16 protein-coding genes and 1 pseudogene are annotated in these 17282 nt (G+C 72.4%); 7 read left to right on the forward strand and 10 right to left on the reverse strand.

Annotated features, from left to right (window positions below; genetic code table 11):
- Positions 1 to 223: 223 nt before the first annotated feature.
- From ACFXMG_RS10770 to ACFXMG_RS10780, 3 genes and pseudogenes are all read left to right on the forward strand, one after another.
- Positions 224 to 523, forward strand: a pseudogene (locus ACFXMG_RS10770) (Dyp-type peroxidase domain-containing protein); the annotation flags it as partial.
- A 230-nt stretch (positions 524 to 753) separates the two neighbouring features.
- Positions 754 to 1173 (forward strand): molybdopterin-binding protein, encoded by a 420-nt coding sequence (locus ACFXMG_RS10775; RefSeq protein ID WP_383814836.1) that lies wholly within the window; start codon positions 754 to 756, stop codon positions 1171 to 1173.
- Between the two features lie 212 nt (positions 1174 to 1385).
- Positions 1386 to 2417 carry a molybdopterin molybdotransferase MoeA gene (locus tag ACFXMG_RS10780; protein WP_383814993.1) on the forward strand — a complete coding sequence of 344 codons (1032 nt, stop codon included), beginning with the start codon at positions 1386 to 1388 and terminating at the stop codon, positions 2415 to 2417.
- 17 nt (positions 2418 to 2434) lie between these two features.
- On the opposite strand, the gene ACFXMG_RS10785 is transcribed toward ACFXMG_RS10780, so the two are convergent.
- The 5 genes from ACFXMG_RS10785 to ACFXMG_RS10805 all read right to left on the reverse strand — a co-directional run bounded on the left by ACFXMG_RS10785 (position 2435) and on the right by ACFXMG_RS10805 (position 8405).
- Positions 2435 to 3103, reverse strand: coding sequence for a pyridoxal 5'-phosphate synthase (locus ACFXMG_RS10785; protein ID WP_383814834.1), 669 nt, complete (start codon positions 3101 to 3103; stop codon positions 2435 to 2437).
- 131 nt (positions 3104 to 3234) lie between these two features.
- A complete protein-coding gene (gene modA / locus ACFXMG_RS10790; RefSeq protein ID WP_383814832.1) occupies positions 3235 to 4065 on the reverse strand; it encodes a molybdate ABC transporter substrate-binding protein in 831 nt (276 codons plus the stop codon).
- Positions 4066 to 4206: 141 nt separating this feature from the next.
- Complete coding sequence (locus tag ACFXMG_RS10795; RefSeq protein WP_383814831.1) at positions 4207 to 4596, reverse strand: molybdopterin-binding protein; 390 nt, start codon at positions 4594 to 4596, stop codon at positions 4207 to 4209.
- 156 nt (positions 4597 to 4752) lie between these two features.
- Positions 4753 to 7536, reverse strand: a complete 2784-nt coding sequence (locus tag ACFXMG_RS10800) for a molybdopterin-dependent oxidoreductase (RefSeq protein ID WP_383814829.1) — start codon at positions 7534 to 7536, stop codon at positions 4753 to 4755.
- Positions 7533 to 8405 carry an FAD binding domain-containing protein gene (locus ACFXMG_RS10805; RefSeq protein ID WP_383814827.1) on the reverse strand — a complete coding sequence of 291 codons (873 nt, stop codon included), beginning with the start codon at positions 8403 to 8405 and terminating at the stop codon, positions 7533 to 7535. The genes ACFXMG_RS10800 and ACFXMG_RS10805 overlap by 4 nt, the downstream gene beginning before the upstream one ends.
- Before the next feature lie 226 nt (positions 8406 to 8631).
- Between ACFXMG_RS10805 and ACFXMG_RS10810 the strand changes: the two genes are divergently transcribed.
- Positions 8632 to 10167: a PucR family transcriptional regulator gene (locus ACFXMG_RS10810; protein ID WP_383814825.1), complete on the forward strand. Its 1536-nt coding sequence runs from the start codon at positions 8632 to 8634 to the stop codon at positions 10165 to 10167.
- 44 nt (positions 10168 to 10211) lie between these two features.
- Here the strand turns inward: ACFXMG_RS10810 and ACFXMG_RS10815 are convergent, their stop codons facing one another.
- Positions 10212 to 11036, reverse strand: a complete 825-nt coding sequence (locus tag ACFXMG_RS10815; protein WP_383814823.1) for a TSUP family transporter — start codon at positions 11034 to 11036, stop codon at positions 10212 to 10214.
- 83 nt (positions 11037 to 11119) lie between these two features.
- Between ACFXMG_RS10815 and ACFXMG_RS10820 the strand changes: the two genes are divergently transcribed.
- Positions 11120 to 11881 carry an AraC family transcriptional regulator gene (locus ACFXMG_RS10820; RefSeq protein WP_383814821.1) on the forward strand — a complete coding sequence of 254 codons (762 nt, stop codon included), beginning with the start codon at positions 11120 to 11122 and terminating at the stop codon, positions 11879 to 11881.
- A 60-nt stretch (positions 11882 to 11941) separates the two neighbouring features.
- On the opposite strand, the gene ACFXMG_RS10825 is transcribed toward ACFXMG_RS10820, so the two are convergent.
- Positions 11942 to 12364 carry a MarR family winged helix-turn-helix transcriptional regulator gene (locus tag ACFXMG_RS10825; protein WP_383814819.1) on the reverse strand — a complete coding sequence of 141 codons (423 nt, stop codon included), beginning with the start codon at positions 12362 to 12364 and terminating at the stop codon, positions 11942 to 11944.
- 218 nt (positions 12365 to 12582) lie between these two features.
- Between ACFXMG_RS10825 and eno the strand changes: the two genes are divergently transcribed.
- Positions 12583 to 13899 (forward strand): phosphopyruvate hydratase, encoded by a 1317-nt coding sequence (gene eno / locus ACFXMG_RS10830; RefSeq protein ID WP_383814817.1) that lies wholly within the window; start codon positions 12583 to 12585, stop codon positions 13897 to 13899.
- A gap of 34 nt (positions 13900 to 13933) precedes the next feature.
- On the opposite strand, the gene ACFXMG_RS10835 is transcribed toward eno, so the two are convergent.
- Both ACFXMG_RS10835 and ACFXMG_RS10840 read right to left on the reverse strand, forming a co-directional pair.
- Entirely contained in the window at positions 13934 to 15094 is a 1161-nt protein-coding gene (locus ACFXMG_RS10835; RefSeq protein ID WP_383814815.1) for a magnesium and cobalt transport protein CorA, read from the reverse strand.
- A gap of 226 nt (positions 15095 to 15320) precedes the next feature.
- Positions 15321 to 15623, reverse strand: coding sequence for a hypothetical protein (locus ACFXMG_RS10840; protein WP_383814813.1), 303 nt, complete (start codon positions 15621 to 15623; stop codon positions 15321 to 15323).
- Positions 15624 to 15925: 302 nt separating this feature from the next.
- Here ACFXMG_RS10840 and ACFXMG_RS10845 point away from each other — a divergent pair, with 302 nt between their 5' ends.
- Positions 15926 to 16261, forward strand: coding sequence for an antibiotic biosynthesis monooxygenase family protein (locus tag ACFXMG_RS10845; RefSeq protein WP_383814811.1), 336 nt, complete (start codon positions 15926 to 15928; stop codon positions 16259 to 16261).
- Between the two features lie 108 nt (positions 16262 to 16369).
- Here ACFXMG_RS10845 and ACFXMG_RS10850 read toward each other — a convergent pair whose 3' ends face one another.
- Entirely contained in the window at positions 16370 to 17242 is an 873-nt protein-coding gene (locus tag ACFXMG_RS10850; protein ID WP_383814809.1) for a tetratricopeptide repeat protein, read from the reverse strand.
- Between the last annotated feature and the right edge of the window lie 40 nt (positions 17243 to 17282).

The following is a 17282-nucleotide window of genomic DNA, read 5'->3' on the forward strand; positions in this document are numbered from 1 at the left end:
TCGGTACGGGGTGGCGAAGGGAACCCCGTCGGTCCGGCCGTACCGGTCCCGTTCCACGGGCCGCACCAGGCCGGGGTCCTGACGCCCCGTCGGCAGCATGTACGCCTTGCTGCCTTCGGCCTCCGTACCGCCACCGGCCGCGGCCTGGCGGCGGCGCTGATGCTGCGCTGGACGTGCGCCGCCGAGCGGCTGACCCCGGGGGAGGCGCCGGACCCCCGGCGACGAGCTGGACCCCGCGCGCGGCGGCGGCCACCTCCTCGTCCACATCGGCTCCGACGACGCCCTTGTCACCGTCCACGCACTGCGCACCCTCCAGCGCCTCGCGCACGGCGAGGCCCGGCTGCGCTGGACGGTGGCCGGGTTCATCGCCGCCGAGGGGCGACGCGCTGGCGCGGTACGTGGTGCACGAGACGTCGGTGGTGTTCGTCGTTCCCGGAGGCGTAAGCCCCGGTGGGTACATCGCCCAAACCCTGTTGGAGGAATGACCGGACTCCGGACTCCCTCGAAACCAACGAACGCTTGAAATAGGAACAGTCGCTTCACTTGAAAGAGATATCCACTGGTCAGGACGGTGACGGCTGACAGAGACACGCCTTCTTGCCCGTTTATCGAATTAGCAAGGTCCATGCGTCCGTTCGGCTGGTGGATGAGACGCGGGTCGCCTCACGCATTTCCCGTTCCGGTAGCGTCGAAGAAGACGAAGCAGATCACAGAAGTGACATCTGCGCTTTCCGGCTTTGTGAGGCGTGTTCCATGACCCTGTCCATCCGTAACCAGCTCCCCGGCACCGTCACCGCCGTCACCACCGGCGAGGCCATGGCCTCGGTGAAGGTCCGTCTGGCCGGCGGCCAGGACATCACCGCCGCGATCACCGCGGACGCCGTCAAGGACCTGGGCCTCGCCGAGGGCACCGCCGTCAAGGCGCTGGTCAAGTCCACCGAGGTCGCCCTCGCGACCGGTCCTGTCGACGGCCTGTCCATCCGCAACCAGCTCGCGGGCTCCGTCACCGAGGTCGCGACCGGCGGTGCCATGGGCTCGGTGAAGGTCTCCGTCGAGGGCGGCGAGCTGACCGCCGCCATCACGAAGGACGCCGTCGAGGACCTCGGCCTGGCCGCCGGCACCTCCGTCGTGGCGCTGATCAAGTCCACGGAGATCTCCCTCTCCGCCGCCTGACGCTCCGCCGCCTGACCGTCCCCTCCCACGGTCCTCACCGTGGGAGCGAGGGGCGCCTCACCTGCGGCGCACCCGGCCTGTGAGCCGATCGGCGCGCCGGAGACATGAGGTCGGCCGCAGCCGGAAACACCGGCGACGGAATGTGGAGACCATGCCTCCCGCGCCCGCCTCCACCGCCACCGCCTCAGTGACCGAACCGTCCCCGCCGCCGCATCCGCGAGCCCGCCTTCGACACGGCGGCCATGGACGGGTACGCCGTATCCGGAGCTCCGCTCTGGCGGATCCGCGGAACGGCTCGCGCGGGCACGGCGTGGCAGGGGGTCCTCCGACCCGGCGCGTGCGCCCGCATCTCCACGGGCGCCCTCGTCCCGCCCGGCGCGGACGCGGTCGTCCCGCTCGAAGTCGCGACGGCCACCGGCGGCCAGGTGTTCGGCGCCGTGCCCTCGGAGGGCCGTCACATCCGGCGTACCGGAGAGGACGCGGCAGCCGGGGAGTGCCTGGCCCCGGCCGGGACGCGCATCGGGCCGGCGCTCGTCGGTCTGGCCGCCGCCGCGGGCCACGACACGGTGGCGGTACGGCCCCGGCCGCGCGTCGCCGTGCTGGTCACCGGCGACGAACTGGACCACGCGGGCGCCCCGGAACCCGGGCGGGTCCGCGACGCGCTCGGACCGCTCCTCCCCGGCCTCGTCGCCGAACTCGGCGGTGAGACGGTCGCGTTGTGCCACGTACTCGACCATCCTCACGGCGGTCTGGCCCGCGAGGTCCGCGCGCGGGACGGGGCCGAGGTCATCGTGGTCACCGGCTCCACGTCGGTCGGCGCCACCGATCAACTGCGCGGCCTCCTCGCGGACAGCGCGGCCCGGATGGTCGTCGACACGGTGGCCTGCCGGCCCGGCCACCCCATGCTGCTCGCGGAACTCCCCGGACGCCGCTGGGTGGTGGGGCTGCCTGGCCATCCGTACGCGGCTCTGGTCTCCGCCCGTACTCTCCTCGGCCCGCTCCTCGCCGGCCTCTGCGGCCGCGCGCTCCCCCGGCTGCCCCGCGTGCCCGTGTACGGCAGGGCGAAGGTCTCACCGGGCCACACCCGCCTCGTACCCGTCTCGTGGACCGACGACGGATGCCGGATCGGCGCGGGGCATCGCGCCGCCTTTCTGCGCGGTGCCGCGATCGGGGACGCCCTGGCCGCGCTCGGGCCCGACTGGGAGGACGGAGGTCTCGCACCGGTGCTGCTGCCCCAGGCGTGAGGCGGTCCCGGTCGGGTTCAGGACCAGAGCTGTCGCCACTGCCAGCCGGTGGGCTCGCGCTCGTAGCGCAGACGTACGTGGACGCGGCTCGCCGTCGCCTGCCAGAACTCGACGACGTCGGGGACGACGGTCGAGAGCGTCCACGCGGGATCGACCAGGTCCGGGGCGGCCTCCACCCGGGCCAGACTCTCCCGGAGGGCGCGATCACGCGCCTCCGGGTCGGTGAGGTAGCGGCTCTGGCGGCCGAGGAGGGCCTCCGCCCGCGCGGTCGCCCCACGGGCGAGGAAGTCGGCGGCCGAACGCTCCGGGCTGTCGGGCGTCACCGCGCCCCGGACCCGGACCTGACGGCCGAACTCGGCCCAGTAGAAGGTGAGCGCGGCCCTCGGCGTACCCGCGAGCTGCACGCCCTTGGGGCTGGCGGCGTGCGTCGCGAACTGGAAGCCCGCCGCGTCCGCGTTCTTGAGGATCAGCACGCGCGCGTCCGGGTCCCCGGCCTCGTCCACGGTGGACAGCGTCATGGCGTGCGGGTCGGGGACACCAGCCTCCACCGCATCCGTCAGCCACTCCAGGAACAGGGCCGTCGGCTCGGCCGGCGCCCGCTCCGCGTCGAACACGGGCAGCGGGCGGGCGAAGACCTCGATGCCGCGCAGCCAGCCGCGCACGTCCGAGGGGGCTTTCTCCGGCATGGCGAGGTTCTCTCCCAGGAGGTCGGAGCGGGACGGCTGTCGTTCTGCTGCCGGGCCGAACGTTACGGGAGCTGTCCGGTCCCCCGATGCGGACAGCCCCCGCAACGTCTTGCCCGGGTGATCCCGGACGGTTACGGCTTCTGGAAGCCCGCGTCCTGGAGGATCTTCTGGCCCTCGGGCGAGGAGAGCCAGGTGACGAACGCGGTGGCGGCCTCGGCGTTCTTGGAGTCCTTCAGGGTGGCGGCCGGGTACTGCGCGACGGCGTTCTGGGCGTCCGGGATCTCGACCGCGTCGACCTTGTCGGCGGCGCTCGCGGCGTCCGTCTTGTAGACGAGCCCGGCGTCGGCCTCACCCAGCTCGACCTTGCTGAGCACCGCGCGGACGTTGGGCTCCTGGGAGACCGCCTTCACGGTGATCTTCTGCGCGTCGAGGATCTTCTGGCTGTACTTGCCCGCCGGGACCTCGGGCGCCGCCAGGACCACCTTCAGCTTGGTGTCGGCCAGGTCCTTCAGGTCGTCGATCTTGTGCGGGTTACCCTCGCCGGTGGCGATGACCAGCCGGTTCTTCGCGATGATCGCGGGCGTGCTCGTGTCGGCCTTCACCTTGTCCATGCTCTTGGTGTCGGCAGTGACCAGCACATCGGCGGGCGAGCCCTGGGACACCTGCGCGACCAGCTCCTGCGAGCCAGCGAAGGAGAAGGTGACCTTCGTGCCCGGGTGCGCCTTCTCGTACGCGGCACCGGCCGTCCTGAAGACGTCGGTGAGGGAGGCGGCGGCGAGGACGGTCAGGTTCGCCGCGGGCGCGCCGCTCGCGGAGCCCGAGGCCGGGGAGCCGGAGGCGGTGGAGCCGGCGGTGTCCTTCTTGGTGTCGTCGCTCGAACAGGCCGCCAGCGGCACGAGCAGGGCGGCGGTGAGCACGGCGGCGGCGGTACGGCGTCTGGCGGGGGTGACGGTGAGGGCCATGAGGGTCGGAACTCCTTGAAAGCGAACGGAAGATGAGAGAACAGGCCGGCCGCGCCGACGGCCGAAGGCGATGCGGTGAATCGGTGATGCGGTGACGCTGTGTTGCGGTGGTGCGGTGACGCGCTCCTGCGTGAGAGGTGGTCAGGTGCGGTCGATGTGCACGCTGGTCGACTTCACGCGGGCGGTGGCCTGCATGCCGACTTCCAGTCCCAGCTCCTCCACGGCCTCCCGGGTGAGGAGGGAGACCAGGCGGTGCGGCCCGGCCTGGATGGTGACCTGGGCCGCGATGTCGCCGAGCTTGATCGCGGTGACGATGCCCGGGAACGCGTTGCGCGCCGAGGTGCACGACGCGTCGTCGTCCTCGCTCTGCGCGATCTCGACGGAGAACGCCGCGAGCGACGTGCCGTCGATGACCCTCCGCCCGCTCTCGTCGCGGTGGGTCTCGACCCGGCCCGCGTCCGCCCAGCGCCGCGCCGTGTCGGGGCTGACGCCGAGCAGACGTGCGGCCTGCCCGATGCTGTAGGACTGCATATGCGACACCGTAGGCCGCTTTCGATCTCACTTGCAACAATGTGGTGGGACCCTCCATCGCGAATGAGAGGGCACTTAGAGGAATCGACAAGGCGGTGGCCTTGGCGGTGGACGAGGCCGTGGACGAGGCCGTGGACGAGGCGGTGGCCGGCCGGGCTATCGCCCGGCGCTCCTGGCGTGCCGGTCGAGGGCGAGCCAGACGCGGTCGCGGGTCACCGGCAGCTCGGTGAAGCGGATGCCGGTGGCGTCGCGCAGCGCGTTGGCGAAGGCGGGGGCGACGGGGTTGAAGGGGCTCTCGCTCATCGACTTGGCGCCGAGCGGGCCGATCGCGTCGGACGTCTCCGTGAAGTGGACCTCGGTGCGGGGCACGTCCGCGTACTGCGGGAGCCGGTAGCGGCGGAAGGCGGCCGTGGTGACCTCGCCGCGCTCGTCGATCCGTACGGTCTCGAAGAGGGTCGCGCCGAGTGCCTGGGCGACGCCGCCCTCGACCTGGCCCCGGCACTGCATGGGGTTCATGACCTTTCCGGCGTCGGCCGCGTGGACGCTCCGCAGGATGCGGATCTCTCCGGAGCCGGGGTCGACGGCGAGCCGGAACCACTGCGCGTTGAAGGCGACCGAGCGCGGCGACCCGCCCCAGTGCCCGTCCGCCGCCAGCTCCTCCGCCGCGCCGAGCGCGTGCCCGGCCTCGTACAGCTCCTTGAGGGTGACCGTCCGCCCGGCGCAGTCGACGGCCTCGGCGCCGAGGACGCACAGGTGCCGCGCCACGCCGGTGTGGCGGGCGGCGAGCGTGCGGAGGCGTTCGGCGAGGGAGGTGGCGGCGAGGAGGACGGCCTTGCCGGCGACGACGGTGCCTGCGGAGCCGAAGGCGCCGGTGTCGTGGCGGACGACGTCGGTGTCGGACTGGCGGACGGTGAGGCGGTCCTCGGTGGTGTTCAGGGCGCCGGCGGTGATCTGCTTGTGGACGGTGGTGGTGCCGTTGCCGAACTCGGCGGTGCCGACCGCGATGTCGTACGTGCCGTCCTCCAGCAGCGACACGCGGGCGTCCGCGTAGTGGCCGCCGGGCGGGCCCGTGGCGATCATCGCCATGCCGGTGCCCTGCCCGACCAGCCAGCCCTCGGGGGCGTCCTCGGCGCTGCGGTCCTCGGCGAGGGCGTTCCGCACGACGGAGAGGCACTGGTCGAGGCCGTACGAGGCGATGAACAGGTCCTCCTCCTCGCCGATGGGGCTGTGCATGCCCTCACCGGGCCCGATGATGTTCTTCTCGCGGAAGACCAGCGGGTCCATCCCCAGCTGCCGGGCCAGCTCGTCCATGACCGACTCGACGGCGAAGGTGACCTGCCCGAGCCCGTAGCCCCGGAAGGCGCCCGCCGGGACGACGTTGGTGTAGACGGAGTAGGCGTCGACCTTCTTGTGCGGCGCGCGGTAGACGGCGAAGGACTCGCCGACGCTGTGGAACATCACCGCCGGGCCGTGGTTGCCGTACGCGCCGGTGTTGGACACCACCCGCATCTGCACGGCGGTCAGCGTCCCGTTCCTCCGCGCGCCCACTTTGATGCCGATGGTGAACGGGTGCCGGGTGGTCGCTCCGTAGAACTGCTCGGCGCGGGTGTACTCCAGCTTCACGGGCCGCCGCAGCTTCAGCGCGGCGAGGGTGACGATGTCCTCGGTGAGCATCTCCTGCTTGCCGCCGAAGCCGCCGCCCACCCGGCCCGCGACCACGCGCACCTCGTCCTCCGGCAGGCCGTACAGCGCGCACAGGGCCCGTCGGGTGAGGAACGGCGTCTGGGTGGAGGAGCGGACGGTCAGGCGCTCGCCGGTGCCGTCCTCCTTCGGCTCGAAGTACGCGACGCAGCCGTGGGTCTCCAGGCTCGCGTGCTGCACCCGCTGGGTGCGGAAGGTCTCCTCGTACACGACGTCCGCCTCGGCGAAGCCGTCCTCGACGGAGCCGATCTCGCCGTGCACCTCGCCCGCCACGTTGTTCTCGACCCGGGCGATACGCACCTCCGGCCCCTTGCCCGCGTGGATGACGGGCGCGCCCGGGCGCATGGCCTCCTCCGGGTCGGTGACGTAAGGGAGTTGCTCGTACGTCACCTCGATCCGGCGGCAGCCCTCCTCGGCCGCGCCCTCGCTGTCGGCGACGACGGCCGCGACCCGCTGCCCCACGTAGCGGACCACGTTGTCCAGGACCCGGGTGTCGTCGGGGTCCTCGGTCGGGTGCTCGTGCCGGGCGGAGGAGTACAGGGTCTCGGGTGCGTCCTCGTGGGTGAGGACCGCGACCACGCCGGGCACGCGCAGCGCGTCGGAGGTGTCGATCGCCACGATCCGCGCGTGCGGGTGCGGCGAGCGCAGCAGCTTCATGTGCAGCAGGCCCGGGACCTCGACGTCGAAGGTGTAGCGGGCGGTGCCGGTGACGACCTGCGGGCCGGCGGGTGCCGCGACGTTCCGGCCCACCGCCTGCCCCGCGCAGGGCCGTTCGACGTGCTTGACACCTCGGACGGCGTCCTCGATCGCCCGATAGCCCGTGCAGCGGCAGATGTTGCCCTTGAAGGCGCGCGGGAGGTCGTCGAGCTTGCCGTCGTCGTGCGGGGTGCCGCGCTCGGCCTCCAGGGCGGCCGTCGTCATCAGGAAGCCGGCGGTGCACATGCCGCACTGATAGCCCTGCGCGTCCAGGAACTTCTGCTGTACGGGGTGGAGTTCACCGTCCGGGGAGGACAGCCCCTCGACCGTGGTGACGGACCGGCCCTCGGCCCGTACGGCCGGGTAGATGCAGCTGTGTACGGGCTCCCCGTCGACGTGGACCGTGCAGGCCCCGCAGTCGCCGGCGTCGCACCCCTTCTTCACGCCGAACCAGCCCCGCTCGCGCAGATAGGTCCGCAGACACTGGCCGCCGCGCGGCTCGGCGTCGAACGCCCTTCCGTTGACGTGCACTTCGTAACTCATCGGTCGTCCTTCCCGGGGGCGGTGGTCGCTTCGGCCTTCAGTCCCGTGGCCAGTCCGGTGGTCAGTTCGCGGCGGACCTCTTCGGCGAGGCGCAGTGCCATGTGCCGCCGCCACTCGGGGAGTCCGTGGATGTCGTCGAACCACTCCTCCGCGGTCACCGTGGAGTCGATCGCCGCCCGGAGGCGTCCGGCGGTCGGCGGCAGCGGGAACCAGAACCGGAACGGGCGGGTGGTGGCCGCCGTCACGGTGACCGTCAGCGAGCCGTCCACGGGGTCGAGCGCCCCGATCACGAGGGCGCCGGACCGGCCGAGCCCGTACAGCGATGCCTGCCGGAAGGCCGTACGGAATTCCAGCGCGCGCCCGGGCAGGGTGACCGAGCGCAGCAGCTCGCCCTCCGCGAGGTCCTTGACGCCCGCGCCCCGGATGAAATCGGCCACCTTCACCTCGCGTGTGGAGCCGTCCTGCGCCTGGAGGAGGCAGCTGCCGTCGAGGGCGGCGGTCAGCGAGATCATCGGGCCGGCGGGGAGGCCGTTGCAGAGGTTCCCGCCGACCGTCGCCATGTTCCAGATCTTGAACGAGGCGAGGAACGCCCGGCAGCACTGCTCGAAGAGGGGTGCCGCGGTCGCTTCGAGGAACCGCCGTCCGTAGCGCGAGAGTTGGGCGATCGTGCACGTCGCGGCGATCTCCAGCGAGCCGTCCGGGTAGCGCGTGAGCGGCTCCCAGTCCATCCGGCTCAGATCGACCAGCCGCCGCAGGTGCGGCTGGGGTTCGGAGAACAGGTACGTCCCGCCGCCCAGCCACGCGTCCCCGGGGCGCCAGGGCTCGCGGCGCCGCGCGTCCCTCACGTCCGTGATCGTGTTCAGATCCATCCCACCCCTGCCTCCCGACCGGTGCCTTCAGGCCAGTGAAGCCCGTCACGGACCCCCGGCACGACTGGATGGGACGCCGGAAATCCTCCATCGGGCGGCGCTGCTCCCTGGATGATCAACCAAGAGCTGTTTTCCCTCTGCGGATGGGCATCTACGATGCATCGACTCGCATTCGCCTCGTGAATGTGAGCGCGGGGCCGACCCGCGACCGCGCAAGGAGCACCGCATGCACGTCGACCACCTCCTCCGACTCGACCGTCTGGACCTCTCGCTCGTCTGGGGCGACGAGGCGCTGCTCGGCCAGGAGATCGCCGGAGTCACCGCGACGGACCTGGAGGACCCGGCGCGCTTCCTCCAGCCCGGCGAGGTCGTCCTGAGCGGCCTCGTCTGGTGGAGCCGCGACGGCGCCGCGGCCAAGACCGACCGCTTCGTCTCCGCCCTGCGGCAGGCGGGGGCCGTGGCGCTGCTGGCCGGCGAGGAGACCCACGGGCACGTGCCGAGGGAACTCGTCGACGCGTGCCGCAGACACCGCGTCGCGCTCGTCTCCGTGCCTCCGCACACCAGCTTCCGGGCCATCACCGAGGCCGTCTACCTGCGCCAGTGGGGCGAGCTCAACCGCCATCCCGCCGGTCACCACGCCCTGCCGGAGAACGTCCGCCTGGACCTCGACCGGGCGCTGGAGCGCGGCGCGACGGCCGGCGAACTCCTCGACCGGGCCTTCGCCCACCTCGGCGCGCCCGCGTGCCACCTCCTCAGCGCCGCGGGCCGGACCGTGGCCCGTACCGGCGATTCCGTGGAGCTTCCCGCGCGGAAGGCCATGGAGGCCCTGGCCGGGGCGGAGGGAACGACGCTGCGGATCGAGGCCGAGGGCACCGATTTCGACACCTGGTACCTGCACCTGCCCGAGGAGGGACAGGTGCCGCCGAGGGTCCTTCAGGAGATAGCCGAGCTCCTGGGCCGCCACCGGCGCCGCGAGGACCGGGCCCGGGCCGAGCGCGACCCCGCCGCCGCCCGGCTGTTGGAGGCGATCAGCACCCTGCGCGTCGACCCCGGGCGACTGGAACGCGCCCTGGCCTCCTGCGGGTTGGCCGACCGGCTCTCCTACACGGTCGTCGCCGCGGCGCTGGTGCCGAGCGGGGACACCGGTGCCGACGGCGTCGCCGCGCTCACCGAGGCGCTCAGGCACCTGCCGTCGGCGACGTTCGCCGTCGCCCTGGGCGACGGCGACGGGGCGGCGGCCGTGCTCGCGCACGAGGGCGAGGGCGAGGCGAGGACCACGGTGGTCGGGCGTCTGCGCGAGGTCGCGGAGTTGATCCAGTCCTGCCGGCCGGAGGGGACCTGGCACGTCGGACTGAGCGACCCTGTCGACGCGTCCGGCCTGAACACCGCTCTGACGCAGGCCCGTTACGCCCTCGCCGGTGCGCGCGCCACCTCATCGGCAGCGCCACGGGTGGCCCAACTCCGCGATCTCGACGGGCTGGCCATGCTCCTGGCCGGTGTCCCCGCCTCGGTGCGTGACATCTACCGCGAGACCGTCCTGGGCCCCCTGTCGAAGGTCGGCCGCGGGTCGAGCGCCATGCTCCTGGAGACCCTGGAGGTCTTCCTCGCGCACGACTGCTCCTGGACGCGCACCGCCGAGGCCCTCCACGTCCACGTCAACACGGTCCACTACCGCGTCGAACGCATCGAGGCCCTCACGGGGCGCGACCTGTCCCGCCTCGACGACCGGGTGGACTTGCGCGCCGCTCTGCTGAGCCGCTGAGGCGGACCTCCGGCGTCAGATGGAACGGCCTCAGGGGTACGGCCTCAGGGGGTACGGGCCAGCATGACGATCAGCACCAGGCACAGCAGGGCGACGTACGCGCGGGCGTGGAGGCGGTCCGCGATCCGCGGGGGTCTGCGGCGCAGGAGGACGACGATCGGGAGGGATCCGAGGAGAAGCAGGGCGGCGGCGCCGAGGTCCACGAACCCGACGGTCAGGCCCAGCGCTCCGGTGTCCGTCCCGGTTCCGCTGCCGGTGCCGGTCCCGTGGGTGAGGGCGAGGAAGACCGCGCACGCGGGGGCGCCGATGCAGGCGGTGAGGGGGTTGGCCAGCGTCGCCGCGCTGCGCATCGGGAGTCCCGAACGCCGCAGCAGGGGAACGGTCATGACGCTGCCTCCGACGCCGAGGAACGCGGCGATTCCGCCGATGGGCATCCCGAGCCAGACGGGGATCGCCGCTTCGCGCCGCCCTGCGCCGCCGGGGTCGTCCAGGTGCAGGAACCCCGGGCGGACGAGCACGTCGAGGACGGTGAGGGCCAAATAGGCCACGAAACCCCAGTGGATCAGCCAGCCCGGCGCGAAGCTCGCGGCGAACGCGCCGCCGAGTCCCCCGGCGCCGAGGAGGACGAGGAGCGAGGCGGAGCCCCGTAGCCGGCCAAGGACGGACCGAGGCGTGGCGGCGGTCGCCACGACCGCGCTCACGACCATGACCAGCGACGAGGTCGCCACCGCGACGGTCGCCGCCGCCGGTCCCGCGGCGGCGTCCACCCAGAGGATGACGGGGACGGTGACGAAGCCCCCTCCGAACCCGAACAGCACGGTGGTCAGTCCGGTCAGGACGCCGATGACCACGAGAACGACAGCACTCATGCGCCCCAGTCCATCCGAGACGGCGCGCGCCGACGATCGACAGACGGTCCGGTCCTTTCGAGTTTCGGCCCTAAGCTTCCGGCGTGCGCAACGTGCCCCTCGCGCGCGTCGACCGCCTCCCCGTCGAGGTGCTGCCGATCGCGACCGACTACCCGCCGGACACCCTGCTCGCCTGGCACGAGCACCGCCGGGCGCAGTTCCTGTACGCCGCGACCGGCACGATGCTCGTGGAGACCGACGACGGGGCGTGGACCGTGCCGGGCGAACGGGCGGTGCTCATTCCGCCGCGCGTCCGCCATCAGGTGCGCATGCTGGACACCCAGACCTCAAGCCTCTACATCGAGCCGGCCGCCGTCCCGTGGTGGCCCGCCGTCTGCCGGGCCGTGGAGGTGCCGCCGCTGCTGCGGGAACTGCTGCTCTCCGCTGCCGAGTTGGGACCGGAGTACGCCGCCGACCGCCGCGACAGCGCGGTGATCTCGTTGATCCTGCTGGAGGTCGCCGCCCTCTCCGAGGTCCCCCTGCACGTCCCCCTCCCCCACGAGCCGCCGTTCGCCGCGCTGTGTCGCGGCTACCTCGCCCGCCCCGACGTGACGGTGACCAACGCCGACTGGGCGCGCGCCGCGGCCATGAGCGAGCGCATGCTGACCCGCCGCTTCCGGGACCTGACGGGGATGAGCCCCGCGGCCTGGCGGTCCCGGGCCGGACTGCTCGGCTCGATCCCGCTCCTGCGCCACAAGAGCGTCACCGAGGTCGCGACCCTGCTCGGGTACGCCTCCCCGGCCTCCTTCTCGTACGCCTTCACCCGCACCCTCGGCATCCCGCCGTCCTCCCTGAGGCAGCGCTGACGCGCGGCTGGGGCGGTGAGCGGGGCGTGGGCGGGTCGTGGGCGGGTCGTGGGCGGGGCCTCAGCGGGTGGCGAGCCGATCCAGCAGTGCCGTGGTGCGCGCCAACAGGATCCGCTCCTCGTCCGTCAGTTCGGCCTCGATGGCCTGCGCGAGCCATCCGGCCCTGCGGCCGCGCTCGGCTTCGAGCGCGGTGCGGCCCGCGTCCGTCAGCTCGACGAGCGACTTGCGGCCGTCCGTGGGGTGCGGCCGGCGCGTGATCAGGTCCTGTTCCATCAGCAGCCCGACCGCCCGCGCCATCGACTGGGGGCGTACGCGCTGATCGGCGGCGAGGTCACTGGTGGTCATGGGCCCGTTGCGGTCGAGGGCGCCGAGCACGGCGGCCTGGCCGAGCGGGATGCGGTCCTCGTGCTTGACGCGCCGGGTGAGCTTGCCCATGGCGGTGCGCAGGTCGGTGGCGATGGCGGCGGCTTCCGTGGAGGGCATAGCGCACTTTACCGCGCCGCCCCGGTGCGGCCGAGCGCCCCGACCTGCACGGAAATGCCATCCCCTTCCGCTGCACGGCAAAACTGCGCAGCCAAACTACGCAGCCAAACTACACAGCAAAAGTGTTCAGCATTGCTGTAGTGTTTCGCTTCGTCGGGCCCAGCGCCAACGCTGTCGCAGCCGGGGCCACGGCACACGACAACGGGAAGGACCTCCCCATGTCCGCACAGGCAGTCACACCCCTGGACTCCGCAGCCACCACCATCGAGACCGTCACCGCCCGCCGGATCATCGACAGCCGGGGCAACCCCACGGTCGAGGTCGACGTCGTCCTGGCGGACGGCTCCCTGGGACGCGCGGCCGTGCCCTCCGGCGCCTCCACCGGCGCCCGGGAGGCCGTCGAACTGCGGGACGGGGACGCGGCGCGCTGGCACGGCAAGGGCGTCGACCGCGCGGTGGCCCACGTGAACGGTGAGATCGCGGCGTCCGTACGCGGTCGCGACGCGGCGGACCAGGAGGGGCTCGACGCCGTACTGGTCGCCCTCGACGGCACCGCCACGAAGTCCCGGCTCGGCGCCAACGCGATCCTCGGTGTCTCCCTCGCCACCGCCAAGGCTGCCGCGGCGGCCCACCGCCTGCCTCTCTACCGCTACCTCGGCGGCCCCGAGGCCCACCTCCTGCCCCTGCCGATGATGAACATCGTCAACGGCGGCGCCCACGCCGACAATCCACTCGACTTCCAGGAGTTCATGATCGCACCGCTCGGCGCGGACACCTTCGCCGAAGCGGTACGCATGGGCAGCGAGGTCTTCCACACCCTGCGCCGCGACCTGCTGGCCGCCGGCCACTCCACCGGCGTCGGCGACGAGGGCGGCTTCGCACCCGCCCTGCGCACCGCCGAGGAGGCGCTCGACTTCGTCATGGCCGCCGTCGAGCGCACCGGCTACCGCCCCGGCACCGACATCGGCCTGATCATGGACCCGGCGTCGTCGGAGTTCTTCCGTGACGGGGTGTACGACTACGCCGGCGAGGGCGTCCGCCGTACGCCCTCCGAGAACGTCGACTACCTGGCCAAGCTCATCGACTCCTACCCGATCGTCTCCATCGAGGACCCGATGGCGGAGGACGACCTGGACGGCTGGCGCGAGCTGACCGCCCGCGTCGGCGACCGCTGCCAGCTCACGGGCGACGACGTGTTCTGCACCAACGAGAGCCTGCTGCGGGAGGGCATCAGCACCGGCGTCGGTAACTCGATCCTGGTCAAGGTCAACCAGATCGGCACCCTGACCGAGGCGCTGGCCACGGTGGCCACGGCCCACCGGGCGGGCTGGACGGCCGTGATGTCGCACCGCTCGGGCGAGACGGAGGACACCACCATCGCGGACCTCGCGGTGGCGACCGGCTGCGGCCAGATCAAGACCGGCTCACTCTCCCGCTCCGACCGCACGGCGAAGTACAACCAGCTCATCCGCATCGAGGAGGAGCTGGGCGCGGCCGCCCGCTACGCCGGCCGCTCGGCCCTCCGCAGGGCGTGAACGACGCGGGCCTGGGTGGGGGCAGCGTCCGCCTCTACAGCCAGTCGCGGCGCTTGAAGACCAGGTAGAGGCCGCCGCAGACGATGCCCATGAGGGCGATGGCGAAGGGGTAGCCGAGGGTCCAGTGGAGCTCGGGCATGTGGTCGAAGTTCATCCCGTAGACCGTGCCGATGAGGGTGGGCGCGAAGAGGATGGCGGCCCAGCTGGAGATCTTCTTGATCTCGTTGTTCTGCGCGTGGCCCGCCTCGGCGAGCATCTTCATCTCCTCGTTCTGCGCCTGGGTGACGAGGGTGGCGTTCACGGTGAGGATGTCGCCGAGCGCCTGCCGGAAGCTGTCCACCCGCTCGGCCACGGTGGTGGCGTGGTCGGCGACGTCGCGGAGGTAGCGCTGGAGCTCCTCGTCGGTGCGGTACTTCTGGAACCCGCCCTGGAGGCCGCGCATGATGGTCAGGAGGGGGCGGGTGGCCCGCTGGAAGTCCACGACCTCCCTGGACAGCTCGTAGATGCGCCGGGAGACGTTGGGGTCGCCGCCGAAGACCTCGGTCTCGATCTCGTCGATGTCGTGCTGGAGCCCGGCGACGACCGGCGCGTATCCGTCGACGACCGCGTCGAGGATCGCGTACAGCACCGCTTCGGGCCCCCGGGCGACCAGATCCGGGTCGTCTTCGACGCGCTTGCGGACGACGGCGAGGTCGGGGGCCTGGCTGTGCCGGACCGTGAGGACGAAGTCGGGGCCGATGAAGACGTGGATCTCGCCGAAGTCGACCTCCTCCGCCTCGTCGATATACCGGGCCGAGCGCAGGACCACGAAGAGGGTGTCGCCGTACCGCTCCAGCTTGGGCCGCTGGTGCGCGACGATCGCGTCCTCCACGGCCAGCTCGTGCAGCCCGAACTGCTCGGCGGCCTCCCACAGCTGCGCGGGCGACGGCCGGTACAGACCGATCCAGGCCATCGTGCCGGGCCGGGGAAGCTGCCGGTAGATCTCCGCCAGCGACGAGGGCGTGTCGATCCGCCGTCCGTCCTGGTAGAGCGCCGCGTCCACCACGCTGCGCTCCAGGGGCACGGGAGGCGGGCCGGGCTCGGCCCGGGGGTCCATCGAGTGCTCGGGTGCCGGCTCGGTCGCGTTCGCGTTCGCGTGGCCGGGACGCAGGGGCCACTTGTCCGCACGGGATGCTCGCGCGCGCCAGTCCGACATGACGAAACCTCCCAGCTGGGCGTCAGGGCGTACCTCGGCGACCGCGCGAGGCACGCTCCCGGTTCACCGAGACGATCGTCAGCCAGCGAGCGGCCCCCGGCAAGGCGAGAGCTGTCGGGGGGCGGGCCTTGAGTGTCGTGGTGGTGGATGGGGATGTGGGGCGGTACCGGTCGGCTCGGGTCGGTTCAGGTCGTGGGTGAGGTACGTGCGGTGCGTCCTTCTCGCCTTAGGCGGTGAGCCAGGGGCGCACCGTGGGCGCGGCCGGCGCCAGCTGTAGTCTGCGGCGGAATTCCGGGAGCGCGGACGCCGCCCCGACGGCTATCCGGATCACGGCGGGATCGGCGACGCCCTCGGCATCGCCCGCACCGACGGACTGGCCAGAGGTCACGGCGACCGTCGCCCCGAGCGGCCCGACCAGCCCGAGTACGACTGCCAGCCCCTCGGTCGAGGCACACCGCGGCGCGTGCGAGAACCTGGCGGTCCCCGCCGAGGTGAGGTCTGCGGTGACCGGGGCCTGGGAGCGCGCCAAGGGGGTCAGCCACATCCGGCCGAAGCCCGGCACCTTCTTCTACGGCAGCTGCGGCGCACGCTGCATGCGGCGGTCCGCTTCGAGGGCGGCGCCGGTGCGACGGGCGACGACTTGGTGCAGCTCCAGGACGAGGGCTCGGGCCTACAGTTCTTCCGGTTCACCCCGAGCTCCGGGTGGAGGTCCCTGAGCGGAAGGCAGGGTCCCGCCCGTCTGGACACAGCCGCCAGGTGGACGGCACCGGATCGAGCGAAGCCGACCGTCCGCATGCGCGGCGGCGACGGGCCAAGGGCAACGATCTGCACATGACCGCATACGCCAGCATCGACAGCAGCCGCCCCGTAGCCACCCTGATCAACGTCTTCACCGTCCCGCCCGCGCGCCAGCGGGAACTGCTCGCCCTCCTGGCCCACGCCACCGAGACGACCATGAAACACCAACCAGGCTTCATCTGCGCCAACTTCCACGCCAGCCAGGACGGGCAGCGCGTCGTCAACTACGCCCAGTGGGAGAGCGAGGACCACTACTGGGCCATGCGCGCCAACCCCGAGGCCCAGGTCCACATGGACCAGGCCGCCACCATCGCCACCGACGTCCAGCCGGGCCTCTTCACCGTCGCCTCCCACCACCCCCGGGCATAGCGGCCATCCGGCCGCCACCACCGTTCCCCGCGCACCTCGACTGGCAGCACACGTCGTACCGCGTGTCACTCGCCGCCGCCATGCTGAGGGCCCCGGCCGGGGTGTCGCCTACCGGCCGTTTCCCTCCTCCCCCTCCGGTCGCCGTGTCGCTTCCGCTGCCTTGCGGCGCCAGGCTCTTGCCTGGCGGGTGAGGCCCTGTCGTTGGGAGATTTCCGCCAGTTGGGTCATCGCTCCTACGTGACCGGCCTTGGCGGCCTTCTCGTACCAGCCTTGTGCCGCGTACAGGTCACCGCGGAGCTCTTTGGACCGGCCCAGGGCCAGGTATGCCTTGACGTCACCCTTCCGGGCGCGTTCGGTCAGCCAGTTCTCGAGTTCGGCGAGCATTTCGGGGCCGCTGAGGAGGGAGGCGAGGCGGCGCCCGGCCGCGTCGTCTCCGGCGGCGGCCGATGTGCGGTACCAGGACTTCGCGGTCTCCTGGTCTCCCTGCTCCAGGGCGAGGTCCCCGAGGGCGTTCATCGCGGCGGTGGAGCCTCCGGCCGCCGCGCGGCGGGCCCACTGTTCGGCCTCGGCGGCCTCACCGCGTCGGTGGAGCAGTTGCCCGAGGGTGTACGCGGCGTCGGCGAGGCCCGCCTCGGCGGCACGGCGGAACCAGCCCTCGGCCTCTTCGGTGTCGCCTTGTTCGCGACACAGGGACCCGAGGACGGCCATGGCTTGCGGGTTGCCGCCCTCGGCCGAACGCCGATACCAGCGGACCGCCTCGGCATGCTCCCCGCGCTGCCGGAGGAGGTACCCGACGATCTCCATCGCGCGCACATGCCCCGCCCCGGCGGCCTCACGGAGGAGCGGCTCGGCCTCCTCGTGCCGTCCCCACTCGTGGAGGAGTACGCCGAGGGTGACGGTGGCGTCGGGGTGGCCCAGCTCGGCCGCGCGGCGCAGCCACCGTTCGCCGCCTGCGCGGTCGTCGTGCGTACTGAGATGCAAGCCGTACCGGAACGCCGCCGTGGCATCGCCGGCCTCTGCG

Origin of the sequence: Streptomyces sp. NPDC059201 (genome assembly GCF_042754585.1) — a bacterium.
GTDB lineage: Bacteria > Actinomycetota > Actinomycetes > Streptomycetales > Streptomycetaceae > Streptomyces.